This is a genomic window from Microvirga sp. VF16, assembly GCF_016864375.1.
Classification (GTDB): Bacteria; Pseudomonadota; Alphaproteobacteria; order Rhizobiales; family Beijerinckiaceae; genus Microvirga.
Genome location: NZ_CP069355.1, coordinates 964,474 through 976,154 on the forward strand (window position 1 = coordinate 964,474; position 11,681 = coordinate 976,154).

14 protein-coding genes and 5 pseudogenes are annotated in these 11,681 nt (G+C 60.4%); 9 read left to right on the forward strand and 10 right to left on the reverse strand.

All coding sequences use genetic code 11. The features are described from left to right. The first annotated feature begins 139 nt into the window (after positions 1-139). Positions 140-778: a hypothetical protein gene (locus JO965_RS29970; RefSeq protein ID WP_203444554.1), complete on the forward strand. Its 639-nt coding sequence runs from the start codon at positions 140-142 to the stop codon at positions 776-778. A gap of 469 nt (positions 779-1,247) precedes the next feature. On the opposite strand, the pseudogene JO965_RS29975 reads toward JO965_RS29970, so the two are convergent. Beyond that, positions 1,248-1,897 (reverse strand): annotated as a pseudogene (locus tag JO965_RS29975) (nicotinate-nucleotide diphosphorylase); the annotation flags it as partial. On the opposite strand from JO965_RS29975, the pseudogene JO965_RS49575 reads away from it, so the two are divergent. Then, positions 1,828-2,043 (forward strand): annotated as a pseudogene (locus JO965_RS49575) (transposase); the annotation flags it as partial. The pseudogenes JO965_RS29975 and JO965_RS49575 sit on opposite strands and share 70 nt — an antisense overlap. Before the next feature lie 51 nt (positions 2,044-2,094). Here JO965_RS49575 and JO965_RS29985 read toward each other — a convergent pair. Beyond that, positions 2,095-2,481, reverse strand: a pseudogene (locus JO965_RS29985) (recombinase family protein); the annotation flags it as partial. Further along, positions 2,468-2,650 (reverse strand): hypothetical protein, encoded by a 183-nt coding sequence (locus JO965_RS29990; protein WP_203444555.1) that lies wholly within the window; start codon positions 2,648-2,650, stop codon positions 2,468-2,470. The pseudogene JO965_RS29985 and the gene JO965_RS29990, both read right to left, overlap by 14 nt. Position 2,651: 1 nt before the next feature. Here JO965_RS29990 and JO965_RS29995 point away from each other — a divergent pair, with 1 nt between their 5' ends. Both JO965_RS29995 and JO965_RS30000 read left to right on the forward strand, forming a co-directional pair. Then, entirely contained in the window at positions 2,652-3,038 is a 387-nt protein-coding gene (locus tag JO965_RS29995) for a hypothetical protein (protein ID WP_203444556.1), read from the forward strand. Further along, positions 2,960-3,184: pseudogene (locus JO965_RS30000) on the forward strand (transposase domain-containing protein); the annotation flags it as partial. The gene JO965_RS29995 and the pseudogene JO965_RS30000, both read left to right, overlap by 79 nt. A 3-nt stretch (positions 3,185-3,187) precedes the next feature. Here the strand turns inward: JO965_RS30000 and JO965_RS30005 are convergent. Further along, a pseudogene (locus tag JO965_RS30005) lies at positions 3,188-3,417 on the reverse strand (DUF6429 family protein). Between the two features lie 184 nt (positions 3,418-3,601). Here JO965_RS30005 and JO965_RS48305 point away from each other — a divergent pair. From JO965_RS48305 to JO965_RS48315, 5 genes are all read left to right on the forward strand, one after another. Further along, positions 3,602-4,102 (forward strand): hypothetical protein, encoded by a 501-nt coding sequence (locus tag JO965_RS48305; protein ID WP_246776956.1) that lies wholly within the window; start codon positions 3,602-3,604, stop codon positions 4,100-4,102. 263 nt (positions 4,103-4,365) lie between these two features. Next, positions 4,366-4,557 carry a helix-turn-helix domain-containing protein gene (locus JO965_RS48310; RefSeq protein WP_246776957.1) on the forward strand — a complete coding sequence of 64 codons (192 nt, stop codon included), beginning with the start codon at positions 4,366-4,368 and terminating at the stop codon, positions 4,555-4,557. 87 nt (positions 4,558-4,644) lie between these two features. Continuing rightward, on the forward strand, positions 4,645-4,830 hold the full coding sequence (locus tag JO965_RS30015) for a hypothetical protein (RefSeq protein ID WP_203444557.1): 186 nt from the start codon (positions 4,645-4,647) through the stop codon (positions 4,828-4,830). A gap of 189 nt (positions 4,831-5,019) precedes the next feature. Continuing rightward, positions 5,020-5,790, forward strand: coding sequence for an ion transporter (locus tag JO965_RS30020; RefSeq protein ID WP_371826906.1), 771 nt, complete (start codon positions 5,020-5,022; stop codon positions 5,788-5,790). Positions 5,791-5,959: 169 nt separating this feature from the next. Further along, the gene (locus tag JO965_RS48315; protein WP_246776958.1) at positions 5,960-6,190 is read left to right on the forward strand and encodes a hypothetical protein; all 231 of its coding nucleotides are present in this window, start codon (positions 5,960-5,962) and stop codon (positions 6,188-6,190) included. A 321-nt stretch (positions 6,191-6,511) separates the two neighbouring features. Here the strand turns inward: JO965_RS48315 and phnE are convergent, their stop codons facing one another. From phnE to phnL, 6 genes are all read right to left on the reverse strand, one after another. Then, the gene (gene phnE, locus JO965_RS30030) at positions 6,512-7,324 is read right to left on the reverse strand and encodes a phosphonate ABC transporter, permease protein PhnE (protein ID WP_203444559.1); all 813 of its coding nucleotides are present in this window, start codon (positions 7,322-7,324) and stop codon (positions 6,512-6,514) included. Further along, positions 7,317-8,114, reverse strand: coding sequence for a phosphonate ABC transporter ATP-binding protein (locus JO965_RS30035; RefSeq protein ID WP_203444560.1), 798 nt, complete (start codon positions 8,112-8,114; stop codon positions 7,317-7,319). Before JO965_RS30035 ends, phnE begins: the two co-directional genes overlap by 8 nt. Before the next feature lie 6 nt (positions 8,115-8,120). Continuing rightward, positions 8,121-9,020: a PhnD/SsuA/transferrin family substrate-binding protein gene (locus JO965_RS30040; RefSeq protein ID WP_203444561.1), complete on the reverse strand. Its 900-nt coding sequence runs from the start codon at positions 9,018-9,020 to the stop codon at positions 8,121-8,123. A 220-nt stretch (positions 9,021-9,240) separates the two neighbouring features. Next, a complete protein-coding gene (locus JO965_RS30045; protein ID WP_203444562.1) occupies positions 9,241-10,146 on the reverse strand; it encodes a metallophosphoesterase in 906 nt (301 codons plus the stop codon). Positions 10,147-10,197: 51 nt separating this feature from the next. Next, positions 10,198-10,944, reverse strand: a complete 747-nt coding sequence (locus tag JO965_RS30050; protein ID WP_203444563.1) for a glycerophosphodiester phosphodiesterase family protein — start codon at positions 10,942-10,944, stop codon at positions 10,198-10,200. 14 nt (positions 10,945-10,958) lie between these two features. After that, positions 10,959-11,678: a phosphonate C-P lyase system protein PhnL gene (phnL, locus tag JO965_RS30055; protein WP_203444564.1), complete on the reverse strand. Its 720-nt coding sequence runs from the start codon at positions 11,676-11,678 to the stop codon at positions 10,959-10,961. Positions 11,679-11,681: the final 3 nt, after the last annotated feature.

Consider the following 11,681-nt stretch of genomic DNA (forward strand, 5'->3'; position numbering starts at 1 on the left):
CTGCAAGCGAGGTCGCGCAGCGGGTAGGCGGCAACAATTTTGTGAATGCATCGCAACTCCACTCTTGTCGGCTTGCAATAGCCACGATATGCACTCGCCTAGTTGCAAATGACTCGCAATTGCATAAGGGCAGACGAAAATGAGCGTGGCGTACCTGAGCGTTTCCAGTGAGGCGACGATGGCCATCAAGAGCGGCCTGCGCCTGATGCACCTGCTGGGGTTGGTGCTGGGCTTAGGCGCTGCGACGCTGATCGACCTGGTGACGTGCAAATTCCTGGTGAAAGGTAGCGTGCATGAGGAGCACTGGAAGGTTATCCGCTTCTCGTCGCGGATCGTCACGGCCGGACTGGTGATGCTGTGGATCTCCGGGCTCGGCTTTCTCGCCCACTATGCGCTCTTTGCGCCCGCCAACCTGGACAACCCGAAAGTCTGGGCGAAGATGGCCATCGTCGGCGTCCTCTCGCTCAATGGCGTCTACATCCACCGCCGCGTTCTACCTTTCCTGAAGTCGAGGATCGGTCGAGGCCTGTTCGACGGCCTGGGCGCACGCGAGCGCTCCTTGATGCTGGCCTCCGGCGCGGTGTCGGCCACGTCTTGGTTCGTGCCCTTGGGACTCGGCGCCGTTCCGCAGCTGAACTTCGTCGTGCCCGCGACGATCATTCTGCTGGGGTATGCGACCGTGCTCACGCTCGCGATCTTCGCGTCGACGGCCGTTGGTCGTTCCCTCGGCCACCAGGACGCGTCGGTTGCACGCAAGCAGCTCCGGGTACAGACTTAAGGTCCGCGCCGCGACGTCAGGGCGGCGGCTGCCGCCCGCGCGTGATCGTCGCGGATTTCGGCCCGCGATGCGGATCGGTGATCGTCTGGAACGCGTAACTCGGCCCTTGGTCACCCGCTCTGTCGAGATCACCGCGAGCGGCGGCGTCGCCGGGCCGTCGAGCACGTGTCCCTCCACGTCGAAGTGGGAGCCGCGGCAGGGACAGTCCCAGCATCCTTCGAAGCTGTTCCAGTACACGGTGCAACCTGCGTGTGGAATCGCCCTCGCGGGAGAACGGGCAGCGCATCCGGCAGGCCGCCCGCAATATCCGCAAGGTCTTCGATTACGCAGACCAGACGCTGTATCACGTGGTGCCGCGGAAGCGTGAACGGGCGTTGCGAGAACAAGCTCGATCATCAACCGGGCCCGCTCGCATCACGGTCGTATCCGGATCCTGGGTTCTGGCGCCGGCGGTCCCTCGTGAAAGTGTTCAGCTTACATCGAGCCCCAGATCCAGGATCGGGGCACTATGGGTAATCCAGCCGGTGGAGATCAGATCCACGCCTGCTGCTGCGATGGCAGGTGCCGTCGCAACTGTCACCCGGCCAGAGGCTTCCGCAATGGCGTCCCCCGCCGGACAGCCTCTGAGAGCGTGTCAGGGCTCATGTCGTCGAGCAGGATCGCGTCAGTTCCGACCTCCAGCACCTCATCCAGCTGATCGAGGGTATCGATCTCGATCTTGACGAGATGACTGACGGCTACACGGGCTCGCTCCAGCGCCGGTCTGACTCCTCCGGCTCGAACGGCATGCTTCTCAAGGGAACGCAGTCCCGGTGTGGTCTTGCGCGTGCAGACGATCCGGGCATGTCCATGAGGGCGAACAGCTTCAACGAGAGCCGCCGTTGCCGTCGCAATGCCCGACAGCTTGCAGAGCAGATTGAGAGCCACGCGCTCCGCCGAGAGAATGCTCCGAGCCGAGCCGTCCACCTGGAGAACGGCCGCTCCTCGGTTAAGCAGACTGCCGTCGGGACGGTCAATCACGACTGTGACCGCAGGGTCTATCAAGGTGAATGCCAGAAGTGCGGCATCCACGCCCGCGACCACACCGGGCCCGCGCGCCACAGGTGCGGCGCAAGTTCTTCGAGTTGGCCGAATTGAGGAAGGGGCCGATTGCAATCGAAGCGGTGAAGCGCATGGATGCCCTGTTCGCGATCGAGCGCACGATCAACGGCCGACCGCCTGACCAGCGACGCGCCATCCGCGCATTGCAGTCCAAGCCTCTCGTCAACGATTTGGAGAGCTGGTTGCGGGTTCAGCGTGGACGGCTGTCACCCTATCGGGCGACACGGGTCATAGACCCCCTCCATGTCGATGACCCGCGCCTCGACGAGGCCGCACAGTTCGAGCAAGTGATGCCAGTCGCGCCCATTGCGCGCGAGCCGGGAGGCATCCAGGCATAGCACGGCGCCGACATGCCCGGCGCACAAGGGGGCCACGAGCCGCTCGAAGCCCGGCCGAGCGACCATGCCGCCGGCCGATCGTCCGAGATCATCGTCGATGATCTCGACCTCATGGAACCCTCGCCGGCGGGCAACCTCGACGAGTTGGTACTGCTGCCTTTGGCTCTCGAGATTGAACTGGACCTGAGCCTGTGTCGATTGCCGCACGTAGACGACGGCTTTGCGCTTCAGCACGGAGGCCGGCAAAAGGTCAGCGTCGCTCATCGTCACGCTCCCTCCTTGGAACGCCGGCGGCTTCGAGAAGGCGTGCGAGCCGGAGGACGATGACCTGTCGCTCGGATGGGCTCAGGCCCCGCACCTTCACGGAATCGAGCGCCATGCAGAGCTGGCGCGGAGCCGTCTCTGGGGCCTGTCTGGTCTTTGGATTCTCCATCTTGTTCCTCCTGGACGATCGGGTCGTCCGGAGATCTTCGCCGATATCCCCGCTCCTGCAGAAGGCGGTGGAGATCGGCGAGCGCGTTCACCGACACTTGGCGGAGGCCCGCCTTCATCTCGGCGCAGGCGACCGGATCGAGCATCCAGGCCGCCATCACCAGCACGACGCCAGGCTCTACTTCAATCTGCACGAAGCGTCCGGAGACACGGTGCTCCGTGCGGCGGAGGAAAACACACCGCCCATACAAAGGATGCCAGCGACAATGGACGATCACTTCCTGCCCGACATGGGCAGAATGACCAGGAGATTGCGGTCGGGCGCCGGAACTGGACCTTTGCTGGCTCGGATCGCGGCGGGCATCGGGCGGCAGCGCTGTACATGCTGATCGAGACCTGCAAGCTCAATGAGGTCGACCCACGGGCCTGGCTGACTGACATCCTGGCACGACTGCCGGAGCACTCGGCCAAGCGCCTCGACGCACTCCTGCCCTGGAATTGGAACGCCTCACGCGACCAGCAAGCCGCGGCCTAAGGCTCAGGGTTTTCGCGTGAGCAACTTCTTGAACAGCTCTTCGGCTTTCTGCAAGCCTTCATCGGTGAGGACAACGGATTTGGCCTTGTTGGCGGGGTCGCAGATGAAACCCTTCTGTAGAGCCGGTCGGTCACATCCCAATCAAAACTCTTCCAGGCCCGGCGCTCATCGTGCAGCGTCAGCCACATCAGGGCGAGGACCGCCTCGTCGATCTTGTCGCGATTGATCTCCATGGCGCTATTCTACCACACCGCGACCGAAGATTCCGTGGTCGTCGCCGAATGCTTACTGCTCAGCTACGGCCGCCAAGTGTGAACCGTCAGGCGACTGGCCTGAAGGAAGTCCACTGCCGTGAACTCGACACCGGATTCCATAAGGTCGGAGATGAACGCGACGTTGCGGGAAAGGCGATCCAGCTTGGCGATGATGAGGCGCCGTGGAGCGCCCCGGCCACAGCCGGAGAGCTTCGGCGAGGCGAGGGCAGTCGTTCTTCTTGCCGCTCTCAACTTCCACGACCACGAACATGAGTTGCCAGTCCCCGCCGCGCAGGTAGTTCCGACGGCCTCCTGCTGGGCGTCAAGGCCAAGGCTGGCCGCCCCGCGCGGCATCGGCTCGCTCAAAGCCAACGCGGAACGGCCGCGCACGAAGACGAGGCCTGATGCGGCTGACTACGCGGCCTACCCGCCCTTTGCCAACGATGCCGATCCGTGGGCGGCGCACTTTGCCGAGATCGATGCCCTGCTCGAACGTACCAGCAAGGTGCTCGCGGGCGAAACCCCAATGCCCAGGAGCCGCTCGCATCTGGTCTACGATCCGGACCAGGACGAAGCCGAGACTGAGGATCTGTGGCTCGACGTGGTCCAGCGCACCAGCCACTGGCCGGCCGTAGCGGCGGCCGCGGTGGCGTGGCAGGCTTAGGTCGATCTCGACCTGTACGCCCGCCTGCCGTGGCTCGGGCTGATCATGGCCGCTTTCATCCTGAGGGCGCGAGGCCGGATCGCACATCTGCTGCCGCTCGCGGCCAGGTTCAAGTAGTCGAAGTTCCGGCCGCAGGGCCGGGAAGCGGCCCGCGAGAAGCTGGAGGGCTCCTGTCAGGTGCTCGAGGAGGCACTGGTGATTGCCAACAAGGACCTCGACCGGCTGATTCTGGTGCGGGAACTCATGACGCGCGTCACTGCCAAATGCCGCTCGAACTCGAAGTTGCCCGAACTCGTGGACCTGTTCCGCCGCGTCCACTGGCGACAGTTCCGCTCGCGGCTAAACTCTTGCAGGTCACGCCCAAGGCCATCGACCTCATGCTGGCGCAGCTCGGTGGCGCCCTCCCACGTGAACTCACTGGCCGCACCCGCTACCGCGCCTGGGGCATCGTGTGAGTTGGTCGAGTGCTTTGATCGAGCACGTCATCAGCCGTTCATCTTCCGTGAGGTAAAGCCACGTCCCGTTCGCAAGGACGGTTGCATATGTTGATGTGGGCTACAGCTGTTGCTTTTCCCGTCTCGCTCGTGGCGGTAGGGCCGCTGCGGGACAGTTCGCCGTCCTGGCTTCAGTCCGGTGCTAAGCTGGTGGCGGCGATCAGCCTCTTTGCTCTGGTGTGCCTGCTGGAATTCAGCGACGGCGGCACCGATCGCTCGCATCCGGCCGCCTGATCGGCTCCGCTTTCAGTCACAAAGGCGCCAGGAGACACCCTTCCCCTGGGCTACGGCCACGTTTACCTGTAGATGTGCCGCGTCCTGCCCGGTTCGCAAGCGGCAGCTTCAACACAGGCGCTTCGCCTTGGCGAGAGGGCGGTGCACATCCCTTCCGCTTTCGAGGCGACGACTATGCTAGAACGATTGTTGAAAGACCCTCGTACCGAGCGCGTGATCCTGACGCTCATCATCCTCAACGCGATCACTCTGGGCCTCGAGACAAGCCCCTCGGCCATGGCTGCATTCGGCCCGGTGCTGATCGCGATCGACCGGATCGTCCTGACGATCTTCGTGCTGGAGCTGTCCGCTCGTCTCGTGGTCCACCGCCTCGCCTTCTTTCGCGATCCCTGGGGCGTCTTCGACCTCGCCGTGGTCGGGATTGCACTGGTGCCCGCCACAGGTTCGCTGTCGGTGCTCCGGGCGCTGCGGGTGCTGCGGGTGATGCGCCTGATTACGGCCGTGCCTGCGCTCCAGCGGGTGGTCGGCGGGCTCGTCTCGGCGCTGCCGGGCATGGGCTCGATCACGCTCCTTCTCGCGCTCATCCTCTACGTCTTCGCGGTGATGGCGACGAATCTGTTCGGCCAGACCAACCCGGAGCAATTTGGCTCGCTTGGAGCCACAGCCTATACGCTCTTCCAGGTCATGACCTTCGACGACTGGTCCGGTGGTATCGTGAAGCCGCTGGCGGAGCACCATCCTTATGCGATCACCTTCTTCCTGGTTTTCATCCTGCTGTCGACCTTCATGGCCCTGAATCTCTTCATCGGCGTTATCGTGAATGCGATCGATGCCGAGACGGAGGAGGATGCCCCGAAACTGACGCATCCGTCTGGGATTGACGAACGGCTGATTGCCGAGATCAGCGCGTTGCGGGCCGAGATTGCGGAACTCAAGAGACAGTTGAGCAAGGCAGCCTGATTGGCCGGCATGACAATCGCTCCGAGTGGCCCCTGCTAGCAGGGCGATTTGATCCGAGCCGTCCCGGGCTCGTGGCGGGGTTGATGGGCTGAACGCAATGGTGGAATTGCGGCACTGTGACGGGTCAGGGAGCGTTGGGAAAGCACCGCCGGGTGCCCATATAGAATCTATGTCGCACAAGGCTTCTTCGCCCCGCACCCTCAACCTGATCGAGTCCACCCTGACCATCCCGACGCCTTCGTCCGAACCGGCTTTTGCCTCGGCCAAGCCGCCGGCGCTGGCAAGCTTGTCGGACGCTGAACTGGTCCAGCAGCTCGACCAACTCATCGAGGAAGTGCGGCGCCGGCTGGAGAAGGGCAGGGGAAGCGGCTCGGGGCTGGAAGCGGCGAAACAGGCGTGATTGGCCCTTGGATGGCTTATGCCAGGAGCCACAAAGCACGCTAAACCCTTGAGATCTGCCAAGGCCTCCTCCCCGTTGCAGGAGGGGCAGCGTAGGGCAGTCCGGGCCGCTCTTCTGGCCGGCGTGGGGCCGGCCAAGTGGCCAAGCACTTCGGCCTAACGCGTAATTCTCATCCGCGATAGGACCTGTGGTGGCACCACATTTTCACAGGCGCCACAGTTTATGCACCCAGAAGCGCTCGTTTGCCTTTACGGCCCAGCGCGTCCGCGGCGGCCACGACGCCGCATGTGCTAACTGATCATCGAACTCAATCCGGCCCTACTATCTTGCCGATTTGATTATTCTTGAGCGCAGTACGCCGCCAATCTGTTCGACCGCCAAGACCAGGATGAATATGACGAGGATGATTGTCGCAGCTTGGGCATAGTTGAAGAGATCCAACGCAACCTGCAACTCGACTCCAATTCCCCCGGCGCCGACAATTCCCAGGACAACCGATCCACGCGTGGCTTTTTCGAGACTGAAAAGCCCGGTCGCAATCATTGAGGGCATGGCTGCAGGCAATACTGCCGACGCAATGATGTCCATCCTTGATGCGCCCAAAGCGGTAAGCGCCTCCTGCGGGCCTTCTTCGACTTCTTCTATCGCTTCAGCGAAGAAGCGGCCGCAAAAACCGATCGTGTCCACAATGATCGCGAGTGTGCCGGCGAACGGACCAAGACCCACGGCGACAACAAAGATAAGTGCCCAAACAAGATCCGGAATCGTCCTGAAGAACGAAACAAGCGCCTTCATGGCGAAGCGAATGACGGGATGAGGCGAATAGTTATGAGTAGCGAATACCGCGATCGGTAGACTGAGGATGACGCCGACAAATGTACCGGCCAAAGCCATCTGGAAAGTCTCGAGAAGACGCCACAGCACGACCGGGAGGCGGCTGATATCGGGCGGGAGCATGTCATTGATCAGCTGCCACATGTTGGGCAGCCCTTCAATGAAACGCAAAACAGAAAATTCTGACCCGTGAATCGATGCGACAATCGACGCACCGCACCCTACGAGTATCATGAAACGCAGAGCGGATACCTGCTCGAAGCGAGGAGGCGTGGTGCTAGCCCGAGGAAATTTAGACATAGAGTTCCCTCACCGAGGCTGTCGATATGTGCGCAGCCTTCTCGTCAAGTGCAATACGCCCACTTTTCAGGCCGACGATCCGATCGGCATACTCTTCAGCGTGTTTGAGATTATGACTGGTAAAGATGACGGTAGCCTTCTGTGTGCGTGCTAAACGGATCAAGAGTTCCATGACTTCCTGGCCGGAAGCGGGATCGAGGCTTGCCACTGGCTCGTCTGCCAAAATGATGCGGGGGCGTTGCATCAGCGCGCGGGCGATTGCAACCCGCTGAGATTGTCCGCCGGAAAGCTGATCGGCCCGGCTGGTCGCTTTATGGGCCAGCCCTACGGCCGCAAGCATCTCCATCGCTTCTTCACGTACTTGCGTAGGCGCCAGCGAGTGCACCCAGGTTCCGGGCCCACGTCGGCGCGCTTGGTCTCCGTGAATAACATTGCTCAACACGGATAGCCGGGACGAAAGATTGTGCTTCTGAAAGACGAAACCGACTTGCGACCTGACGAACACGAGATCCTTTCGCCGCGCTCCGACAAGCTGCGTGCCGAGTGTTTCAATCGAGCCGGAATCCGGCTCGACCAAGCGGATGCAACTCCGCAGAAGCGTTGATTTGCCTGCGCCATTGGCGCCGATCAGCGAAACGATCGAGCCACGATGGACCGCGAGGCTGATACCACGCAGTATGGGCGTAGATCCGAAATGCTTGACGAGGGCGGAGATCTCAAGATCGACATCCGTGGATTGCGCCAAACCTACGTCTATCTTCTGCAAGTTTTCGTGAACATTCGATAGCATGGTGTTTTACTTCAGTGGCATTGCAAATTGCGGCTGGCCGATCGCAACGAAACCTTTGCGCATGTACGCATATTCTTTGTCATCAACATCCGGAACAAATGCCGTCAGCTTATAGCGATCAGATCCTTCTGCGGTGGCCAGCAGCGCGTTCTTGAGTTTTGCTGCCGTTTCTGGGTGACGAAAAGCCTGTCTGAAACGTTTGATCACGTTCTCTTCGACATGGGCGCCGGCAACAATGACGTCGTTTGGCAAGTCCGGTCCACGTGCGATGACGCGGAAAGTACCCGAGCTGACTTCCGGGTCGCTGTCACGCAGACGCGTGTACACGAAATGAGCCATGCCCCATGCAGCAACGTCGCCGCGCTTGAGTGCGGTGTAGCCCACGGTATTTGAAAGATGGACGGGCTCGACATCTTTGGCTGGATCAAGTCCGGCTTCGGACAGCAGCAGCGATGGGCCAATATGGGCAGACGTTGAGCCGACGGCCGCGAACGCCATGCGCTTTCCCTTCAGGTCGCTTACCGAGCGAATTCCGCTATGCTGCTTCACGATGATCGCGGAAAAATAGTCCGGTCTCGAGAATGCAACGACGGGGGTTATCTTCACTCGGCTTTGAAAGATCGCGTATTCCGACGGTCCGGTGAGAACAAATTCGACCTTCCCGGCTCGTAGCGCCTCGCCTGCCACGGTTCTGTTGTTAACCGGAAAAAATTGCACGTCGAGACCAGTCACCTCGGAGAGGGTTTCCCGGAACTTACCGAACTGTCTCTGCAGTTCCTCCAGTCCGTCAATGTCGGTGGCCGCCAACCGGACGGTTTGTGCGTCGGCAGGGCTCGCAACGGCGGCTAGACCAAGCAAATTGAGGCCGATCGCGATCGCGAGATTTCGGAGAGTGTTGGCTTTCATAACGGGACCTCTGTTGGTCTGGGTAAGTGAGCAGTAATTTGTTCGAGGCAGAAGAAACGCTGTTGGTGTTACAGGTTTGCGTACTGTTGATGACAGGCCATCGACGAATTCGGTACAAGTTCGGAATACGTACGCCTGGCACAGTAAAGTCTGGTGGCCCGGCAGTCGTCGCCTCGAGCGAGAATTGAGTAACTCCAGGGCAGCGAGATGACTCCGGATATTACCGTCTGTCGCCGTCACCTGCGGCATAGCCGAGGAATTCTCGCTCGCCGGCGAACTTTGCGTACATATCGATATTGCCGCCGCGCATCCATCCGCTGATATCGGTATTTAAAAGCTCTGGCGGCTCGATCGTCCGAGCAGACCACCGCTCACCTGAAATCCTCAATTCGGTCAGTCCAACCCTGCGCCGCCCGTTGAATAGGTTGGGCCTCCAGTCGAAGGTCATGTCAGTCGCGAAGGAGAGCGAGGGCACCCATATGTTTGCAACGCCTTCGATGGTTTTCAACCGGCTCTCATGCAGGTGGCCCGAAATCTGCAAATCGATTTGCCCGGCTTGTAGATACGAGAGGAGGAGATGCCGAGTCTCCGGGAACCAGAAGTGCTGCCCGATCGGAGCTTCACCCCATGCGTCATGGCAAAATGGCTTATGGTATATAGTAGCAACACGACGTGATCCTCTGGTCTCAATAGCGGATCTGAGAAACCGCTTCTGTGTCTCCTCTTCTGCAAGGCCGGAGCCGCAAAGCAGGCTGTTCAGACCGATGAAGCGCCATCCGCCAACATCGTGAGACCAAAAATCATCGCCGAGAATATCCTTATAGATTTTCAGCCGCTCCGCGGTGATAACGGCTTCGCCTCGAAGATCAGGAAGATTGTTGCCGACGTCGTGGTTGCCGGGGACGGCCAGCCACTGGCAAGGAAGACGATCTAGTTGCTTCTTTGCAAATGCTAGGTCATCGCGGTGATGCGACCCATCTAGTGCGATGTCACCCGCCACCAGGATCAACGCCGGAGGCTTTTCACCCAGACGTTCAAGGGTGACTTCCCAGTTAAAATGGAAAAACGGTCGCGCACGAGATAAGTGCATGTCCGATATTAAGACGATTTCGGTGGCTTCTGTCACGTTTGGAGGCTTCCTGTATTAACGTTCTACCCGCGCGTCCCGGCAAGAAAGCTAACCCCCGGCGCGGTTCTTAAATTCCGCGGCCGCCAGCTCGGGCTTATCGGTTATCACACCGTCAATCCCGAGCTCGTAAATCTGCTGAAGTGCTTGCGTGTCGCTCGCCGTTTTGAAACTCGACAGAGGGGCCGCAACCGCGAGCGTTCCGAAACCGGCATTGCGGATGGCCTGAATTATCTTTGGGCTATAGTCTTTCGGAAGAACCCGGATCCACATCGCGCCCAGTCCTTTCGCGACGTCCAAACAATCGCCGCCTTCGGGAAAGAACGTGCCGATCGCCGCCTCCCCCGAGCGCTGCCTGATCAGCTGCCCTATCTCGGGGGTGTAGGCCGAGAACAGGGATCGATTGAGGGCGCCCCGCCGAATGACTTGCGGAACAATGACATCGAGATCGGAGGCGGAAGCCTGTTTGACATCAGCGATGACCGGGACACCACGCGTCAGATCCAGAAAATCCGAAAAGCGCAAGAGCGCGGGAAACAGGGTTCGGGCCTCTTCCAAAGTGAGCTCTGCTATACTGGATTCAGCACCTGCAACGCGGAGCAGATTGTCGTCATGGAGACAGACCGCCTGCCCATCCGCGGTAACATGAATGTCGGTCTCGAGCGCATCCGCGCCGCCAGCCATCGCTCGCCGAAAAGACTCGCGCGTATTTTCCAGGGCGACGTTCGGCGTTCCACGATGCCCGATGACAAGGGGTCGACCCAGGGAAGCGAAACGACTGGTGCTCCACAACGACATCGAAATTCTCCTGATTAGGCCACCGCTGACTCGGGATGACGATTGCGCAACGAGAAAGCCGCTACATTGACCAGTCGATCGGCAACAGCATCACGGACGTCCGGATCGTGGAAGATACCCAGTATCGCGACGCCCGCTTCTTTCTTCTCCCGGATCAGATCGATGACGACTTGCCGATTCCGTGCATCCAGAGATGCGCTCGGTTCATCGAGCAAGAGCAAGGGATGGTCGGTGATGAAACCGCGCGCGATATTGATCCGCTGTTGCTCACCGCCGGAAAAGGTCGCGGGAGGCAGCCCCCACAGAGAGTCTGGAACATTCAATCGCAATAGGAGAGTTTCGGCGCGCTCTGCTGCGGCCCTCGAACCAACTCCATTGGCGATAAGTGGCTCGGCAACGAGATCTCGGGCCGAGACCCGCGGCACCACGCGAAGAAATTGGCTGACATAGCCAATTGTCCGGCGCCGAACCTGCTTCATCGTCATTGGATCGGCCGTGGCGATGTCGATAGCCGTCTCACCGTGCTCAACGACGATATGGCCCATCTCGGTACCATAGGTGCCATATATCATCTTTAGAACGGAACTCTTGCCGGCGCCCGAGGGGCCGTTCAGCACTACGCATTCACCCTTGGCAACGCGGAAGGACAGATCGGAGATGACCGGAATGCGGATGCCACCCCGCAGGTGCATGACGAACTGCTTGCCGATGTTTGTAACATTGAGAACGGCCATTGG

What these genes read in the sequence shown, in the direction of transcription:
- JO965_RS29990 (WP_203444555.1), bottom strand. Translation starts at nt 2,650, where the DNA reads ATGGAGAATCCAAAGACCAGACAGGCCCCAGAGACGGCTCCGCGCCAG.
- JO965_RS30040 (WP_203444561.1), bottom strand. Translation starts at nt 9,020, where the DNA reads ATGAAAGCCAACACTCTCCGAAATCTCGCGATCGCGATCGGCCTCAAT.
- phnL (WP_203444564.1), bottom strand. Translation starts at nt 11,678, where the DNA reads ATGGCCGTTCTCAATGTTACAAACATCGGCAAGCAGTTCGTCATGCAC.
- JO965_RS48310 (WP_246776957.1), top strand. Translation starts at nt 4,366, where the DNA reads ATGCCGCTCGAACTCGAAGTTGCCCGAACTCGTGGACCTGTTCCGCCG.
- JO965_RS30015 (WP_203444557.1), top strand. Translation starts at nt 4,645, where the DNA reads ATGTTGATGTGGGCTACAGCTGTTGCTTTTCCCGTCTCGCTCGTGGCG.
- JO965_RS29970 (WP_203444554.1), top strand. Translation starts at nt 140, where the DNA reads ATGAGCGTGGCGTACCTGAGCGTTTCCAGTGAGGCGACGATGGCCATC.
- JO965_RS48315 (WP_246776958.1), top strand. Translation starts at nt 5,960, where the DNA reads ATGTCGCACAAGGCTTCTTCGCCCCGCACCCTCAACCTGATCGAGTCC.
- JO965_RS30050 (WP_203444563.1), bottom strand. Translation starts at nt 10,944, where the DNA reads ATGTCGTTGTGGAGCACCAGTCGTTTCGCTTCCCTGGGTCGACCCCTT.
- phnE (WP_203444559.1), bottom strand. Translation starts at nt 7,324, where the DNA reads ATGTCTAAATTTCCTCGGGCTAGCACCACGCCTCCTCGCTTCGAGCAG.
- JO965_RS30035 (WP_203444560.1), bottom strand. Translation starts at nt 8,114, where the DNA reads ATGCTATCGAATGTTCACGAAAACTTGCAGAAGATAGACGTAGGTTTG.